The 16,893-nt window shown below is 62.4% G+C and carries 17 protein-coding genes; 11 read left to right on the top strand and 6 right to left on the bottom strand.

The features are described from left to right. From NO357_RS17820 to NO357_RS17795, 6 genes are all read right to left on the bottom strand, one after another. Nucleotides 1–807 carry a CbbQ/NirQ/NorQ/GpvN family protein gene (locus NO357_RS17820; protein WP_306737083.1) on the bottom strand — a complete coding sequence of 269 codons (807 nt, stop codon included), beginning with the start codon at nucleotides 805–807 and terminating at the stop codon, nucleotides 1–3. 5 nt (nucleotides 808–812) lie between these two features. Then, nucleotides 813–2,198, bottom strand: a complete 1,386-nt coding sequence (locus NO357_RS17815) for a cbb3-type cytochrome c oxidase subunit I (protein WP_306737082.1) — start codon at nucleotides 2,196–2,198, stop codon at nucleotides 813–815. Nucleotides 2,199–2,210: 12 nt separating this feature from the next. After that, complete coding sequence (locus NO357_RS17810; RefSeq protein ID WP_306737080.1) at nucleotides 2,211–2,663, bottom strand: c-type cytochrome; 453 nt, start codon at nucleotides 2,661–2,663, stop codon at nucleotides 2,211–2,213. 102 nt (nucleotides 2,664–2,765) lie between these two features. Continuing rightward, nucleotides 2,766–3,632, bottom strand: coding sequence for an FAD:protein FMN transferase (locus NO357_RS17805; RefSeq protein WP_306737079.1), 867 nt, complete (start codon nucleotides 3,630–3,632; stop codon nucleotides 2,766–2,768). Next, nucleotides 3,629–4,828, bottom strand: coding sequence for an NnrS family protein (locus NO357_RS17800; RefSeq protein WP_306737078.1), 1,200 nt, complete (start codon nucleotides 4,826–4,828; stop codon nucleotides 3,629–3,631). Before NO357_RS17800 ends, NO357_RS17805 begins: the two co-directional genes overlap by 4 nt. Further along, nucleotides 4,825–6,876, bottom strand: coding sequence for a NosR/NirI family protein (locus NO357_RS17795; RefSeq protein WP_306737077.1), 2,052 nt, complete (start codon nucleotides 6,874–6,876; stop codon nucleotides 4,825–4,827). Before NO357_RS17795 ends, NO357_RS17800 begins: the two co-directional genes overlap by 4 nt. Nucleotides 6,877–7,013: 137 nt before the next feature. Here NO357_RS17795 and NO357_RS17790 point away from each other — a divergent pair, with 137 nt between their 5' ends. From NO357_RS17790 to NO357_RS17740, 11 genes are all read left to right on the top strand, one after another. Beyond that, nucleotides 7,014–8,771: a nitrite reductase gene (locus NO357_RS17790; protein ID WP_306737076.1), complete on the top strand. Its 1,758-nt coding sequence runs from the start codon at nucleotides 7,014–7,016 to the stop codon at nucleotides 8,769–8,771. Between the two features lie 77 nt (nucleotides 8,772–8,848). Further along, a complete protein-coding gene (gene cobA, locus NO357_RS17785; protein ID WP_306737075.1) occupies nucleotides 8,849–9,616 on the top strand; it encodes a uroporphyrinogen-III C-methyltransferase in 768 nt (255 codons plus the stop codon). Beyond that, on the top strand, nucleotides 9,609–9,923 hold the full coding sequence (locus tag NO357_RS17780; protein ID WP_306737074.1) for a c-type cytochrome: 315 nt from the start codon (nucleotides 9,609–9,611) through the stop codon (nucleotides 9,921–9,923). Before cobA ends, NO357_RS17780 begins: the two co-directional genes overlap by 8 nt. Next, entirely contained in the window at nucleotides 9,920–11,065 is a 1,146-nt protein-coding gene (locus NO357_RS17775) for a cytochrome D1 domain-containing protein (protein WP_306737073.1), read from the top strand. Before NO357_RS17780 ends, NO357_RS17775 begins: the two co-directional genes overlap by 4 nt. 4 nt (nucleotides 11,066–11,069) lie before the next feature. Further along, nucleotides 11,070–12,062: a siroheme decarboxylase subunit beta gene (ahbB, locus tag NO357_RS17770; protein ID WP_306737072.1), complete on the top strand. Its 993-nt coding sequence runs from the start codon at nucleotides 11,070–11,072 to the stop codon at nucleotides 12,060–12,062. 1 nt (nucleotide 12,063) lies between these two features. Beyond that, nucleotides 12,064–12,537, top strand: a complete 474-nt coding sequence (locus tag NO357_RS17765) for an Lrp/AsnC family transcriptional regulator (protein ID WP_306737071.1) — start codon at nucleotides 12,064–12,066, stop codon at nucleotides 12,535–12,537. After that, complete coding sequence (gene ahbB, locus NO357_RS17760) at nucleotides 12,534–13,022, top strand: siroheme decarboxylase subunit beta (protein WP_306737070.1); 489 nt, start codon at nucleotides 12,534–12,536, stop codon at nucleotides 13,020–13,022. The genes NO357_RS17765 and ahbB (NO357_RS17760) overlap by 4 nt, the downstream gene beginning before the upstream one ends. After that, nucleotides 13,022–14,248, top strand: coding sequence for a heme d1 biosynthesis radical SAM protein NirJ (nirJ, locus tag NO357_RS17755; RefSeq protein ID WP_306737069.1), 1,227 nt, complete (start codon nucleotides 13,022–13,024; stop codon nucleotides 14,246–14,248). The genes ahbB (NO357_RS17760) and nirJ overlap by 1 nt, the downstream gene beginning before the upstream one ends. Next, nucleotides 14,223–15,785: a nitrite reductase gene (locus tag NO357_RS17750; RefSeq protein WP_306737068.1), complete on the top strand. Its 1,563-nt coding sequence runs from the start codon at nucleotides 14,223–14,225 to the stop codon at nucleotides 15,783–15,785. The genes nirJ and NO357_RS17750 overlap by 26 nt, the downstream gene beginning before the upstream one ends. Next, nucleotides 15,769–16,485, top strand: a complete 717-nt coding sequence (locus tag NO357_RS17745) for a cobalamin biosynthesis protein CbiX (RefSeq protein WP_306737067.1) — start codon at nucleotides 15,769–15,771, stop codon at nucleotides 16,483–16,485. The genes NO357_RS17750 and NO357_RS17745 overlap by 17 nt, the downstream gene beginning before the upstream one ends. Further along, nucleotides 16,482–16,724: a hypothetical protein gene (locus NO357_RS17740; RefSeq protein WP_306737066.1), complete on the top strand. Its 243-nt coding sequence runs from the start codon at nucleotides 16,482–16,484 to the stop codon at nucleotides 16,722–16,724. Before NO357_RS17745 ends, NO357_RS17740 begins: the two co-directional genes overlap by 4 nt. The last annotated feature ends 169 nt before the right edge of the window (nucleotides 16,725–16,893 follow it).

Here is a 16,893-nt window from a genome sequence, read left to right as displayed (position 1 = left end):
TCACCCAATGACGGCGGTGACAAGATCGAGGAGCCCGGTCTTAACGTCTGCATCGTCGGTTAGCGGCTCAATCATCGCGGCGAGAATCGCACGCTCCATCGGCATGCCTTTCGCAATGAGACTGGCGGCATAGATCACAAGGCGGGTCGAGACGCCCTCCTCGAGGTCCTGGCCTTTGAGATCGCGCAGCTTGTTTGCCAGCCGAACGAGAAGCTTGGCACGGTCCTCGGACAGCCCGGTTTCGCGCATGACGACCGGGACTTCGTGTTTGGGCGCCGGGAAATCGAACTCCAGCGCGACAAACCGCTGGCGGGTCGAGGGCTTCAACGTCTTGAGGATATTCTGGTAGCCCGGGTTGTAAGAGGCCACCAGCATGAAACCAGGTGCGGCTTGCAGCTCTTCGCCGGTGCGGTCGATCGGCAGAATGCGGCGGTCATCGGTGAGGGGGTGGAGAACAACGGTCACGTCCTTGCGGGCTTCGACCACTTCATCGAGATAACAGATCGCGCCTTCGCGCACCGCGCGGGTCAGCGGGCCATCGACCCAGATTGTCTCGCCGCCCTTGAGCAGGTAGCGGCCGATGAGGTCGGCGGCGGAAAGATCGTCGTGGCAAGCCACGGTATGGAGTTGGCGACCAAGACGCGCGGCCATGTGGGTGACAAAGCGGGTTTTACCGCATCCCGTCGGCCCCTTGAGCAGGACCGGCAGATCGTTGTCGGCGGCGGCAGAAAAGACTTCGCACTCGTCGCCCTGCGGGAGGTAGAAGGGGGCGTCAGCCGCCCCCTTCAGGGTGAGGGATCCGTCCATCTGTCTCACTCCGCGGCCATCTGTTCGGCTTTGGCGCGTTCGGTCGGACCGGGTTCGATCACTTCACGCCGGGGCACCATCACCGCGTAGATGAACAGAAGCGCACCCAGCACCACTGCCACGCCCGAGCCGAAGCGCATGACGTAGAAGATCCAGATCTGATCCTGCACATCCATGAAGAAGTCACCATTGACCCGTTGCAGGTGGGTCTGGATCGTGCCCGCGAAGGTCAGCGTGAAGGTCATGAACACCATGCCGCCCGACATCAGCCAGAACGAGGCCATGTTGAGCACCTGATTGTAAGGATCGCGGCCCCGCAGCACTGGGAAGGCATAGGTGATGATCGCGAGGTTCAGTGCGACGTAGGCCCCATAGAAGGCCAGGTGGCCATGCGCGGCGGTGATCTGCGTGCCGTGGGTGTAGTAGTTCACCGGATGCAGCGTGTGCAGGAAGCCCCAGACACCGGCGCCGAAGAACGCCAGCGTGGCGCAGCCGAGCGCCCAAAGAAGCGCGGCCTTGTTGGGATGGTCGCGCCGACCCTTCCAGACCATCACGAAGGCAAAGGCCATCATGCCGAAGAACGGGATCACCTCGAGGCTGGAGAAGATCGTGCCGATCCATTGCCAGTAGCCGGGCGTCCCGATCCAGTAGTAGTGGTGCCCGGTGCCCAGCACGCCCGAGAACAGGGCGGTGGCAACGATGACGTAAAGCCATTTCTCGATCACTTCGCGGTCAACGCCAGTGAGCTTCAGCATCAGGAAGGCCAGGATCGAGGCCATCACCAGTTCCCATGTCGCCTCGACCCAGAGGTGCACGACATACCACCAGTACATTTTGTCGAGCGCGAGGTTCGACGGGTTGTAGAAGGCGAAGAGGAACAGCAGCGACAGCCCCCACAGGCCCATCAGCAGGATGTTGGTGATCGCGGTTTTCTTGCCCTTCAGCACTGTCATCGAGACGTTGAACAGGAAAATCAGCGCGGCTACGACGATTCCGGCCTTGACCCATTTCGGTTGTTCGAGGAACTCGCGGCCTTCCTTGCCCAGAAGGAAGTTGCCTTCGAACAGGTTGAAGAGATAGGTCACGACGACCCCGGCGGTGCCGAGGATGAAGATCGCGAGCTGAATGTAGGCCAGCGTCGGCGAATGGATCTCACGCTCGGCTTCTTCCGGCAGCAGGTAATAAGCGGCACCGAAGAAGCCCAGAAGCAGCCAGACCACCAGAGAGTTGGTGTGCAGCATCCGTGCGATGTTGAAGGGCAGGATCTCGGTCAGGAAATTCCCGTCGACGTAAATCCAGCCCATGATCAGCCCAAGCGTCACCTGCACGGCGAAGAGCGCCATGGCGGTGACGAAATAGGCGTAGGCGATTTTCTGCGTTTGATATTTCATCGTCCCCACTCCTTAGCCTGCGTCGTTCGGCGGCCAGTCCTGCGCGCGGATCGTGTTGACCCAGAGCAGGAAGTCCGCGAGCTCGCGGTATTCTTCGTCTGACAGGTTGAAATTCGGCATCTGCCGGCGGCCCTCGATGCCCGTGGGCATGGACTCCATCCATCCCTTGAGGCTGTCGAAAGCGGCTTCCGGATCGTCGGCGACGCCCCAACGTGTCATCACGTTGGCGAGCTCGGGCGCGAAATAGGCGCCTTCACCCAGAATCGTGTGACAATTGATGCAGGCGTGTTTCTCCCACAGGTGTTTGCCCGCAGCCACGCTGTCGGTCAGAGCCGCCGCGTCGGTCGAGGTGGTTCGGATATACTTGTGAGAGTGGGCCGAAAGGGCCAGGAATATGAGAATGAAGAACAGGGAACCGCCATAGAAGATGTTGCGGGCCATGCTCTTGGTCATGACTTCACGCATAGCGCTTATCCTTCCCGTTGCATGTCGTGTAGGTTTTTTGTGTGACGGGCGGCGGGAAATATCCTTAACCAAAGTCAATCGCCCGTCGGATTTCGCGGGTCATCAGCCTAGATATTCGACGCGAGCGTCCGGGAAGTGTGCCAGCGCGCTCTCGATTTCCGGTTGTCGCATCAGGCAAAACGCAGTCGACAGGGCGTCCGCCAAAGCCGCCGAACTGGCCGAGACAGAGACCGTCTGCCAAATCACCGGACGGCCATCCGGATGCAGGATATGCGGCATGCCTGACCCGATTCTGGTCCCTGCAGGGGATGACGTGGCCAGCGCCCGGTCGCGCAAAGCGACGCGGCGCAGGATATTTCCCTCCGGCGAGGACATACCCACCTGCCAATCATCCCGGCCGTGACGGCCCACCGCTTGGATTTCACCCGCGTCAATGAGGACATCGGTAAACCCGTGGGCCAGCATCAGTGCAGCCAGCGTGTCGGCAGCAAAGCCTTGGGCTATGCCGTTGAACGTGAGCGCCATACCCGGACCGAGAGAGATTTCGCGTTCGGAAAGCCGAAGCTTGTCCCAGCCTGCCAGGGACCGCGCGTTCGAAGGATCCTCGCCCTGGGCGATGGCCCGCCAGAGTGGTTGCACGGTAGGGTCGAAAACGCCGTGGGTGGCGTGATGGACCTCGCCCGCAAGGCGGATCAGCGCCTGCGTTTCAGGCGACGGTGAGCCAAGGCGGCCATGCGCATTCAGGCGCGTCAGCTCGGAGTCGGCGAAAAGCGAGAACCGTGCCTCGATCTGCCGAAGAGCGTTGGCCACCTTGCGCCAGATCCGTCCGGCCGGGTCGGCCGCGCCGGCAAGACGTAGAGTGACATCCGCCCCGAGGGCTCGCCCGCGCCATTCGGACGGGGTGGCGCCAGCCGGACAGGCGACAGACGCCGCTGCGATGGTCAGGAAGCGCCGACGGGTCAGCATCATTTGGTCTCCTTCCCGGCATCCATCCGCGGGCCGGTGAACAACGGCCAGAGCTCGGCCAGATAGAGGGTAAAGGCGAGGGCCCACAAACCACCCGCGGTCAGCACTCCGGGATAATAAAGCGCCGGCCATTCCGACGCGGCGGAGCGGGCCACCGCGGCCAGCGGCAACAGCGCATAGGCAAGCGCCAGCGGCCCCGGTGCCACCAGCGGCCGGCCGGAATGACCAAGCGCCGCGCGCGACATCACCGCCAGCGTCATGCCGCCCACCGCGCCAATGCCCAGGAGGTGAAGCGCCGCGATCTCGGAGCCCAGTCCCAGAGCCGCCAGTCCCAGCGCAATCAGCCCGGCGGCGTTCATCGCGTAGCCCAGATGCAGCGACCACAGGATCGGTTGGTTCAGCGTCCAGACCCCGCGCCAACCCGTCAGCCTTGCCAGCCCGGAAAGCCCGGCAATCATGGCGACACCGGCAAAGACGGGCCCGTCGAGACCCGCCATCGTCAGGACCGGCAAGGCAAGCGCCGCCGCAATTGCGGCGACCGCCAGCGGCAGCGGATCGCGGGGGAGACCGGTTTCACGACCCGTGCGAAGCATGGCGTTGCGTGTGAAGGCGGGTGTCACCCGGCCGCCCAGGACCATGATCAGCGCGCTTAGCGTCACAAGCCCGGCGCGCAGGCCGCCATAGGCGGTATCGGCGGTCAGCCCGGCCCATTCCAGATGCACCATCAGGTTGGCGGTAAAGAAGACGGCCAGCACTACCAGGAAAACCATCTGCCGCGGCTTCGGGCGTTTCAGCAGCAGCACGGCCACTTTCGCGCCGATCACCGGTAAAAAAGAAAGATCGAGCGCCATCACCAGCCCGGCGGGCAAGCTGCCCGAGAACCAGACCGCCAGCCGCCCCGCCAGCCAAACGCCTGAGGCCAGCGCGAAGAACCGGGTGCGCGCCGCCTCGCTGCCGACCCAGGAGGGCGCGGCGGTCATCAGGAAGCCGGCGATGGCGGCGGCGGCATAGCCGAAGATCAGCTCGTGCGCGTGCCAGATATGCGGCGCCATGGCGAAGGGCATGTCGCTGACCATGCCGCCGGCGGCATGGATGCCCAGCCAGCCTTCCCAGACGATCATCGCGAAGACGGCGAACAGCCCGGCGGCCAGGAAAAAGACGCGGTAGCCGGCGGTGAGGAGGCGCTGAAAACCGGTCATGTCGCGTCTCCGGACGATGGCGCCGCTCCGCGGGCGCGACGTTTCAGGACGTTGCATTGCGTAGGGTCGAGCATGATCACCTGACAACGCAGGCAGAGCACGCATTCATTGGGGTTTATCCGGCCCACCTCGTCGATGGCGCCGACAGTGCAGCGGGTTTCGCACATCCGGCATTCGCGCCCGCATTGCGGACGACGGTGCAGCCAGTCGAAAATCTTGAGTTTGGCTGGAATGGCCAGCCCAGCTCCCAACGGGCAGAGATAGCGGCAATAGAACCGTTCGATGAAGAGGCTTGCCGCCAGCAGCGCCAGAACGAACAGTACGAAGGGCCAGGCGCGCATCATCCTCAGCGAGATGGCGGTTTTGAACGGTTCGACCTCGGCCACGATCAGCGCGTCACGCATCGAATAGAAGGAAAGTGCGAGAATGGCGACGAAGGCGGTGTATTTCAGGACCCAGAACCGTTCGTGCAGGGCGCGAGGCACGGCGATCTGCTTGATCCCCAGCCTGACGGCCAATGCGTTTAAAAGTTCCTGCAGCGCGCCGAACGGGCACAGCCAGCCGCAATAAACGCCGCGCCCCCAGAACAGCAGCCCGAGCGCCACGAAACCCCACAGCAGAAAGATCAGGGGTTCGATCAGAAAGGTCTCCCATCGGAAGCCGCTGAGCAGCGAATGGATGAAAGCCACAACCTGCACAACCGAAAGCTGTGCATTGAGCCCCCAGCCGAGCACGAAAAGGGTGATGGTAAGAAATGTCAGACGCACCCCACGCCAGAGCCGTGGGCGGCGCACGATCCATTCCTGGGCGAAGAAAATCAGCCACAGCACCGCCAGCATCGTTGCGACAATTCCGACCTGGATTTGCTTTTGCATCCAGTTGACCTGCCAGAGCGGTCGCTCTTCGGGTGGTGGCGCGGTGCGGAAGGCTTCGGGCAGGCGATAGTCGGTGCCGATGGTCATCGACCGGGTGTCGTTCTCGGAGGGACGTGTGGCGGTGATCTCGATGCGCAAGGGATCAAGCGGGTCGAACGTGGAGGGCAATCGGAAGAGGCTGATTTCTTTCACCTCGGGCGCGCCGTCGACCAGCAGGCGCTTGACCATGTGGTAGCTGTCGGCCGTGGGGTGCCAGCGCAGATCGTCTTGAAGCACCACAATGCGATCGAACGTGCCGCTGCGCCGCCACGCGGTACCGCGGTGGGAATACAGGCCGCGGCCAATGACGATCAGCGAGGTTTCGTCGGGGCCGAGATTGCCGATGGCACGCGTGAATTCCTGCTGACCCAGAAGGTTCTGGCCAACTGTGGGCGTGTCCACGAGCCCCGCCCAAAACCGCAAGAAATCGTCTTCGCCTGGCGGCACCGGCACCTTGGCGCCGGCAAAGGCTGCGGATGCATCGGTCATGCTGGTGTGAGCCTCGGCCAGCGCGCCCGCGGCAAGCAGGGCGGGCCAGTCCAGCGGTTCGTAGCTCAGCCGGTCGATGCCGGCCTTGGCTGCGATCACGCCCCGGCCGGCGGCAAGCGTGCGTGCGGTGCGCAAGATGCCATCGCGGATCACCCCGGTCGAAACCGTGGCGCGACTGATCACGTCGGGAAGGGCGGTTTGCTTGCCGCTGGAAACCTGCGTCAGGTCGTATCCTGCAAAGCCATCGACATAAGCGGCGATATCCGCGTCCGAAATGCCCAGAGTCAGAATCGGTTCGTTGTGACGGACGAGCCGTGCCGCGCTGATTTTGCCCTTCGTGTCGATGCCGACCAGGACTTCCAACGGGCGCCCCGAGTAGCCGACCGAGTTGGCGATTTCCCAGGTCGAGCCAATGTATCCGAGAACCGTTCCATCCTTGGCGATTTCCCAACCTGGAACGCCGTCGTCCTGCCGGGTGACAACGACAGGCGTCTGAACGCCCATCAATTCGGCGGCCACGTTCTGATCCGGAGCGATCGGTGCCTTGAAATCAACCGGCGCGCCATGCTGGGCAAATACCGGGACCGGCGTAGCCAAGGTCCAGAGACCGGCAATCAGCATCAGAGTTGCAAGGAGAATGCGCATCGCGAAAGGCCCGGTTTTCTTCCCGAAAACGACCTTGCCGTCCGGTGGCCGCAGTCGCCTTAACAATAGTCAAGGCAGAGCCTCGCCCGATTTGTCACCCTTGATGCAGGCCTCACCAGCTCAACGGAGAGAATCTTATGAACATCCTCACCATTCCGGCAAGGCGCGCGCTGCTGTCCAGCGCTGCTGTTGCTCTCGCCCTGATCGCACAGCCGGTCGTGGCTCAGGAAAAACCCAAGGAACATGCCGACGGCCCCGCCGCGGCCTATGAACCGTCGATGACCACGCTCGGACAGATCCAGGTCGAAATCCCTGGCCGTAGAGAGGGCGATCCGGTCATGTCGCAGGACGAATTCCAGCGCGGCACCAAGATCTATTTCGAACGCTGCGCCGGCTGCCACGGCGTGTTGCGCAAGGGGGCCACCGGGAAACCGCTGACCACCGATATCACCCGTGAAAACGGCTATGACTACCTGCACAGCTTCATCACCTACGGCTCGCCCGCCGGCATGCCCAACTGGGGCACGTCCGGAGAGATGACCGATGAAGATATCGACCTGATGGCGCGCTACCTGCTGCTTGAGCCGCCTGCGCCGCCCGAGTTCGGCATGGCCGAGATGATGGAAACCTGGAAAGTGCTTGTGGCGCCCGAAGACCGCCCGACCGAGCAGATGAACGACATCGATCTCGACAACCTGATGTCGGTGACGCTGCGCGATTCGGGTGAGGTGGCGCTGATCGACGGCAACACCTATGAAATCCGCGCCGTGATCAACACCGGTTACGCGGTGCATATCAGCCGGATTTCGGCCTCGGGGCGCTATGTCTTTACCATCGGGCGTGACGCGCTGATCAACATGATCGATCTGTGGATGGAAACCCCCGCCACGGTGGCGCAGCTCAAGGTCGGCTCGGAAGCGCGCTCGATCGAGACCTCGAAGTTCAAGGGGTGGGAAGACAAGCTTGCCGTTGCCGGGTCGTACTGGCCGCCGCAATACGTGATCATGGATGGCAACACGCTGGAGCCGAAGAAAATCGTCTCGACCCGCGGCAACATCTATGATGAACAGAGCTATCACCCGGAACCGCGCGTGGCCTCGATCGTGGCGTCGCACTACAACCCGGAATTCATCATCAACGTCAAGGAAACCGGCAAGATCCTTCTGGTCGACTATACCGACCTGAAGAACCTGAAAACCATCGAGATCGAAGCCGAACGTTTCCTGCATGACGGCGGGTTCGACAGCACCAAGCGCTACTTCCTCGTGGCGGCCAACGCCCGCGGCAAGATTGCGGTCGTGGACACCAAGGAAGACAAGCTGACTGCGCTGATCGAAACCGGCGGGGCCACTCCGCACCCGGGCCGCGGTGCCAACTTCGTGCATCCCGAACTGGGTCCAGTCTGGGCCACTTCGCACCTCGGTGACGAAAGCGTTGCGCTGATCGGTACCGATCCAGAAGGCCACCCCGACCAGGCGTGGAAAACTGTACAGACCTTCGAGGCGCTGGGCGGCGGGTCGCTCTTCATCAAGACCCACCCGAATTCGGACAACCTCTATGTCGATGCGCCGTTGAACCCGGATGCCGAAACCTCGGCCTCGGTGGCAGTGTTCAAGATCAGCGACATGAAGGCCGGTGAAGATCCCGAATACACCGTTCTGCCGATCGGCGAATGGGCCGGGATCGCCGAAGGCCAGCCGCGCGTCGTGCAGCCCGAGTTCAACAAGCAGGGCACCGAAGTGTGGTTCTCGGTCTGGAACGCCAAGGACAAGGAATCGGCCATTGTGGTGGTCGACGACAAGACGCTTGAGTTGAAACAGGTGATCAAGGACCCGCGCCTGATCACGCCGACCGGCAAGTTCAACGTCTTCAATACCCGCGGCGACGTCTACTGATGCGCCCTTGCGGACGGGGCTCTCCCTCGCCCCGTCCGCGTTTCGCTTTCGTCAAGCCGTCTCACGAGGCCAGACTCATGAAAGATTCAAGCCTTGGCAAAGTCTTCCTCATCGGCGCGGGTCCCGGCGATCCCGACCTGTTGACCGTCAAGGCGTTGCGACTCCTGCGGGCTGCCGATGTGGTGGTTTTTGACCGGCTGGTCTCGCCCGAGATCATGGCGCTGATCCCTGATGGAACGCGCTTGATCAACGCAGGCAAGGCGGCGGGCAATCACACTCTTCCGCAGGACCGGATCAACGCGCTTCTCGCAAAGCTGGCCACACAGGGCTTGCGCGTCGTGCGTCTCAAAGGTGGCGATCCCCTGATTTTCGGACGCGGCAGCGAAGAAGCGGCCGAACTGGCCGGCGCCGGCATTCCATTCGAATACGTTCCCGGGATCACCTCGGCCCAGGGTGCCGCCGCATCGACAGGCGTGCCACTGACCCATCGCGGGCTGGCCGCCGGGGTGCGCTATGTTACCGGGCACCGTGCCAGCGATGCGCGGCTTGATCTTGATTGGCAAAGCCTGGCCGATCCCGACACGACGCTTGTCGTGTACATGGGGACCGCCAACATCGCCGAGATCGCGTTCGAGCTGATGCGCCAGAAGCTGCCATCACAGACGCCGGTGATGGCGGTTTCCGCTGCCACCACGCCGCGCGAAAAGCGCATCGTTTCCACCCTGGGCGGGATTGCCGCCGAGGTGGCTGCCACCAGCCCCGCGGCGCCGGTTCTGTTCATCATCGGTCGCGTCGTTTCGCTGTGCGATGCGGCGCAACCGGCAAAGGCGGTGCGTTATGCTTAGGCTCGCAGCCATTGCCGCCCTTGCGGTGATGGCCGCAGCCCCGGCTTCAGGCGAAATTCCTGCCCCGCGCGCCGCCGAGTTGGAGCACATCGTGATTCAGGATTGCGGGTCATGTCACGGGCTGACCCGCAAGGGGGGGCTGGGCAGCCCGCTGACGCCCGGGGCGCTTTCCCATGCAGAACCCGAGGGACTTGCCCTCATCATCCTTGATGGTGTGCCGGAAACGGCCATGCCGCCCTGGCGCCCCCTTCTGACCGAAGAGGAAGCGCTGTGGATCGCTGATTACCTTCTGAAGGTGGAACCATGAAACATCTTGTCGTTGCACTTGCGCTGTTCGCCGCTCCCGCTGTCGCAGACAGCCCGTGCTGCGCTACCGGAGATCTTGGTCTGGTCGTGGAGCGGGCCACTGGCTCGGTCCTTCTGATCGATCGCTCCGAACGTTCAGCCCTGGCCCGGATCGAAGGGCTTGGCGATCTCAGCCATGCCTCACTGACTTACTCGCCCGACGAACGCTTTGCCTATGTGTTCGGACGCGATGGCGGGTTGACTAAAGTCGACCTGCTGGAACGTCTGGTCGTTGGGCGTACCATCCAGGCCGGCAACTCCATCGGCGGGGCGATCTCGGATGACGGTGAATTGGTAGCGGTGTCGAATTACTCGCCCGGTGGGGTGAAGGTTTTCGACGCGGAAACGCTCGAACTCGTGGCCGATATTCCGGCTGCGGGTAAAACCATTGGCCTTGCCGATCTGCCCGGCCGCCGTTTCATCTGGGCGGTCTGGGATACGGGCCATGCCTACCTGGGCGATTTTTCCGGCGAGGGGCCGGTGATCACCGATCTGGGCCATATCGGCACCAACCCGTTCGACGCCGTGGTGACCGATGACGCGCATACCTACCTGATCGGGCTGTTCGGTGAGAAGGGCGTCACCGCAATCGACCTTTGGGACAAGGAGCCTAAACCCGTCCGCTTCCTGAAAGATTATGGCAAGAAAGAAGAGGACATGCCCGTCTACAAGATGCCCCACCTGCAGGGCTGGGCCTTTACCGAGGGGCAGTTCGTATTGCCCGCCGTGGGCCAGCACGAGCTGCTCTGGGTCGATCGCGAAACGCTTGAGGAAAAAGGTCGCACGGCGATGCATGGTCAACCCGTGTTCATCATCGCGCAGCCAGCGTCGCCTTATGTCTGGGTCAACTTTGCCACCCCGCGCAACGGGGTCGTGCAGGTGGTCGACAGCCGCACGCACGAAGTGGTGAAAACGCTCGAGCCCGGCAAGGCTGTGCTCCACATGGAATTTGCACCGCGTGGGGCCGAGGTCTGGGTGTCTGTTCGCGACGACAACAAGGTGCTCGTCTATGATACCCGCTCGTTCGAGAAGAAGGGCGAAATCGAGGCGCAGGCGCCTTCGGGTATCTTCTTTACCGCCCGAGCGCATCAGCCGGGACTTTGAGCACATGCTGGACCGTCTTCATACCATCGATCAATCGCTTCTGGACGATTTCCAGCGCGACTTTCCCTTGGTTCCGCGTCCATTTGCCGAAATGGCAAGACGTATCGGCATTGGCGAGGACGAGGTCATTGACCGCCTCAAGGCGCTGCAGAGTGGGGGCGCAGTCACCCGGGTGGGCGCGACGGTGCGGCCCAATACGGCCGGGGCTTCGACGTTGGCGGCATTGGCGGTGCCGGAGGACAAGATCGACGACGTTGCGGCGCTGGTCGGGCAGGAGGATGGGGTAAACCATTCGTACCTGCGCGAACACGACTGGAACCTGTGGTTCGTGGCAACGGCTCCCGACGCCGTCGCGCTGAACCGATCGCTTGCGCGGATCAAGACGCGAAGCGGTTTGCCGCTGCTCGATCTGCGTCTGAAACGACCATTCAATATCGACCTGGGGTTTTCCCTGCGCGGCCGCACCGCGCGGCCTTGCTCCACGACGGATGCAGATCTTTCGGTGCTGCGCGAAAGCGATCGTCCGATTCTGCATGGGCTTTCCCGCGGACTGGCGTTGGTGCCTCGTCCTTTTGCCGCGCTGGCCAGCCAGCTTGGTCTTGGGGAATCCGCACTGATCGCGCGGATCCGTGCCCTGTGCGATGCACGGCTTATCACCCGGATAGGCGTCATTGTCCGCCATCGCGCCGTGGGCTGGAGTTCCAACGCGATGGTTGTCTGGAACCTGCCTGAATCGCTAATCGAGGCCGCGGGCAAAAAGCTTGCCCGGGTGCCCGGAGTCACCCTGTGTTATCAACGTGACACCGTACCGGGCGTCTGGCCGTATGGGCTTTTCTCGATGATCCACGCCCGCTCGCGTCCGGATGCCCTCACCGTTCTCGCGCGCGCTGCGGCGTTGCCGGAACTTGCCGGGGCCGACCACCGGGTGCTGTTCTCAACCCGTTGTTTTAAACAGACCGGAGCTCAGCTCGAAGACCGGTCGGAGGGGCGGGTCTGACATGCGCCGGACACCGCTCCCGCCTGACGCACTTGATGACACCGACCGAGCTCTGATCAACCGGCTGCAGGAAGGGATCGCCATCACGCAAAACCCCTATGCCGCGCTCGGCGCGGAAATGGGCCTGAGTGAAAACGAAGTTTTGACCCGGACCGAGCGGTTGCGCGGCATCGGGGCCCTGACGCGTTTTGGCCCCTTTATCGACGCGGCGGCGATGGGCGGGGCGTTTTGCCTCTGCGCGATGGAAGTGCCGGAAGATCGTTTCGAAACGGTCCTGACTTTGGTCAATGCGCATGAAGAGGTTGCGCACAATTATGAACGCGTCCACCGCCTGAACATGTGGTTCGTTCTAGCCTGTGAAAGCGAAGGCGAAATCACCCGGGTGGCGGATCGGATCGAGCGGGAAACCGGGGTCACGGTGCTGCGCTTTCCGAAACTGAAAGAGTTTTTCATTGGCTTCCGGGTTTCCGCATGAGCATCGACGCAACAGACCGCAAGATCCTGACCGCCACGCAGGGTGGCCTGCCGCTGACGCCCCGGCCGTTTGCGGTTGTCGGCAGTTGGATCGGACTGGGCGAGGACGAAGTGATCGCGCGCGTCGCCGCGATGCAGGAAAAGGGCATCATCCGCCGCATCGCGGCGGCGCCGAACCATTATGCGCTGGGGATGACCGCCAACGGCATGAGTGTTTGGGACGTGGCCGACGAAATGGCTGAGAAGCTGGGAGCGCAGGTGGGCGCGCTCGAGTTTGTAACGCATTGTTATCTGCGTCCGCGCGCTTTGCCGGACTGGCCCTACAATCTGTTCGCGATGATCCACGGCGCAAACCGTGACGAGGTCGAGGCCCATCGCGCCGAGATCCAAAAGCTTTTGGGCTCGGCCTGCCGGGGCAAAGATATTCTCTATTCCACGCGCATCCTGAAAAAGACCGGTGTGCGCCTCAGAAAGGAAGCTTCCTGATGTTCCGCCTCACCCAGTACATGCGCGAACTGGTCGAACCGACCCCGATCCGCCACCGCCGCGGAGCCGGACCGGTGAAACCGGTCGTGATCTGGAACCTGACCCGGCGCTGCAACCTGCGCTGCCGGCATTGCTACACCACCTCGGCCGATGTGAGTTTCCCCGGCGAGCTTTCGACTGATCAGGCCAAGGGGGTGATGAAGGACCTGAAGAATTTCGGAATTCCCGCTCTCATCCTGTCGGGCGGCGAGCCGATGTCCCGGCCCGATTTCTTCGACCTCGCCGAATACGCAAGGGCCCTGGATTTCCGCTATCTCGCGCTTTCCACGAACGGCACGAAGATCATAGACAGCGCCGCCGAACGTGTGGCCGACCTCGGCTTCGATTATGTCGGAATTTCCATCGATGGCGTCGGTGCCAAGAACGACTGGTTCCGCGGCGTCGACGGCGCCTATGTCGCCGCTCTGCACGGGCTGCGCGAATGCAAGAAACGAGACGTGAAAGTCGGTCTGCGCTTTACCATCACCGGGGACAATGCCCACATGCTAGATGACATGCTCGACCTGTGCGACAGTGAAGGAGTAGACAAGTTCTACCTGTCGCATCTCGTCTACGCGGGCCGCGGCGACAAGCACCGCGGCGACGATGCCGAGCATGCCCGCACACGGCATGCGATGGACACCCTGATTGACCGCGCCTGGTCGGCCGTGGCCGAGGGCAAACCGTCGGAAATTGTGACCGGTAACAACGATGCCGACGCGGTCTATTTCCTGAACTGGGTGCGCCGCAACTTCGATGAGCAGCGCGCCGCCCACGTTGAGGCCCATCTCGAGGCTTGGGGTGGAAACTCCTCGGGGCTGGGCGTTGCGAATATCGACCCGCTCGGTCAGGTCCATCCCGACACCTACTGGTCCGATTATACGGTGGGCAACGTGAAGCAGGCAACGTTCTCGGCGTTGTGGACCGGCGATGACCCGATGCTTGCCACCCTGCGCCAGCGCCCCCGGCCCTTGAAAGGCCGCTGTCGCGCCTGCACGTTCAAGCAGGTGTGCGGCGGCAATACCCGGATCCGCGCCTTACAGGTCTCAGGCGACCCCTGGGCAGAGGATCCGGCATGCTATCTTTCCAATGCCGAGATCGGGCTAGATGACGAAGAATTCGCCGATCGGCTTAAAGTGACCCCCTTTCGAGGCAAGAGCCATGATCCGGCACATCGCTTTTTCTGAAATCGCGGCAATCGCCATCGCCCTTGCCGGCCCGGTGCGCGCCGACCCCGATGGGCAGATGATCTACAATGATCTCTGCGCGTCCTGTCATGCCGAAAGCCGCTTGGGCGGAACCGGGCCAGCACTGATCCCGGAATCCCTGCGCCGGCTGCGCGGCGACCAGCTCGAGGCGGTGATCGCCAACGGCCGGGTTGCTACGCAGATGCCCGCGTTTTCCGCCACCTTGTCCGAAACCGAAATCGCCGCGGTCGCCGCCTATGTCTCGCAACCGCTCGATGTGACACCCGATTGGCGTAAAGCTGAGATCGACGCTACGCGTGATTTGCGCGACGACTATGTCGCGGCAGCGGCCCCGGTCTTCACGGGCGACCCGATGAACGTCACGCTAGTCGTGGAGACAGGCGATCATCACATCAGCGTGCTTGACGGCGATACCTTCGAGGTGCTGGACCGGTTCGCTACGCCCTATGCCGTGCATGGCGGGCCAAAGTTTTCTCCCGACGGGCGTTTCGTATTCGTCATGTCGCGCGACGGCTGGGTACAGAAATACGATATCTGGAGCCTGCAGGAAGTGGGCCGCGTGCGCGCGGGGCTGAATTCGCGCAACATCGCCATCAGCCATGACGGTAAATGGCTGGCGGTTGCGAACTACCTGCCGCATACGTTCACGATCCTGTCGACCGCTGATCTGTCCGTTGTCCAAGCCCGTACGGTCACCGCGGTCGATGGTAACGAGAGCCGCGTCTCGGCGGTTTACCAAGCCCCCCAACGCGAAAGCTTCATCCTGGCGCTCAAGGACGCGCCCGAGATCTGGGAGATCGCAACGACGGAAGACGCCGGACCGTTCTATGACGGGTTCGTGCACAGCTACGAGAAGGGTATGGAAGAGTCTCTTGCGGCAGAAGAGGGCCTATTCGCGCGCCGTCGAATAAAGGTGACGGAGCCGCTGGATGATTTCTTTTTCACCCCCGATTACCGCAACCTGATCGGGACCAACCGTGGCGGCGACAAGGGCGTGGTGGTGAACCTGATTGTCGGGCGAGAGATCGCCGAGCTGCCTCTGCCGGGCATGCCGCACCTTGGGTCCGGGATCAGCTGGGAAAGCAAGGGACGCAAGGTGATGGCCACGCCGCACCTACGCGAAGGACGGCTTTCGGTGATCGACACGAAAGACTGGTCACTGGTCAAGACGATTGAAACAATGGGTCCGGGGTTCTTTCTGCGCAGTCACGAAAACACGCGATTCGTCTGGGCCGATGTCTTCTTCGGCCCACATCGGGACAAGATGCACATCATTGACAAAGACAGCCTCGACATCGTTCGAACGCTCGATCCTGCCCCAGACAAAACGGTCGCGCATATCGAGTTTACCCGCGATGGCAGCCATGCGCTCGTCTCGATCTGGGAGGATGATGGGGCGGTGATCGTCTATGATGCGAAAACCCTTGAAGAGGTCACACGCCTGCCGATGCGCAAACCCTCGGGTAAATACAACGTCTGGAACAAGATCACGTTTTCCGATGGCACAAGTCACTGATCACCATGCTCTGATCGATGCCGCTGGCAAACCCTCTGATTCAGGCGCCATGGAAACGACCCTGTACGGTCTGGCCGCACAGGTGTTTGCCTCGCTCCGGGGGTGGGCAGTGTACGGCGCCACGCTGGCCGCACCCGGGGCAATTGAACGGGCGAAGGCCGGGCTCGAGCGGTCACTGATCTTCCCTTTTTGCCGGGCGCCCGGTTGGTTCGTGGATATGTGCCTGCCAAACCGTCTCGGTCCCGACACAGGAAAAATCCTTGTACCGCTGGGATGCGATCCGGGGCTACCAGCTCATAGTCGCGACATGCTTCTTAAGATCCGACCGTTGGGTGGGCTCGACGCAGAGGAGACGGCGGTCCTGCTCGCGGCCGACGGCAGCCCGCGATGCCCTGAAAGCAGTGATGCAGTCCGACAGTTCTCTGTTGCCCTGAAACGACAACTGCTGACGCGTTGCTTCCACCTCGGCTACGTCAAAGAATTACCTTTACTGAGGGATATGACCGGCATCGACGGGCCGGCGATCTGCGTGCCGTTTTTCGCTGCCGGGGGTGGCCATGTCAAACATGAAGCTCCCGAGGCGCTGACCCAAGCCGGCTTCTCCGGGGCGGGTGTTCCATCTTTCATCAGGTATTCCGGTCTGGTCGGCCTTGTTGCTTTGCCTCTCGAACGAGCCGGGCGGGATAGGAGAGTGGCATGAGCAAAACTGGCCCTTGTGCAAGAGACATTCGATTGTTCGTGGTTCTCTACCCGTTTGTCGCCGCCGCTGTAGCCGTCAACCTCTTCATGCTTGGGTTGGCGGGGCAATCGCTGGGTCTGCCGGCAATGACGCCGCTGACAGCGCTTTACTGGTCGATCCCGCTCGGAATTCCTGCGACTTGGCTTGCGGCGCGCTGGGTCCGGAAACTCATCGCTAAAGCTGAAAGCGACCGGAATTGAACAGAAGGATAGTATTTTTGAAAGTCGCCGGGCGTGGCTGTCGGTTTCGCCAGCATTCTCGCCAGGCGATGCGCAAACAGCGCTCGGCGGAGGAGAAGAGCGCCGACGGCGTCCCATTCGTCTCGCCGCTGCACAAGACCGGCAAGCCGGGAGCGCCACGCCAACAGGC

This window comes from Marimonas arenosa (genome assembly GCF_030848945.1).
GTDB lineage: Bacteria > Pseudomonadota > Alphaproteobacteria > Rhodobacterales > Rhodobacteraceae > Marimonas > Marimonas arenosa.
The sequence above is the reverse complement of the archived record's forward strand: the minus strand, read 5'-3'. Positions and strand labels throughout refer to the sequence as shown.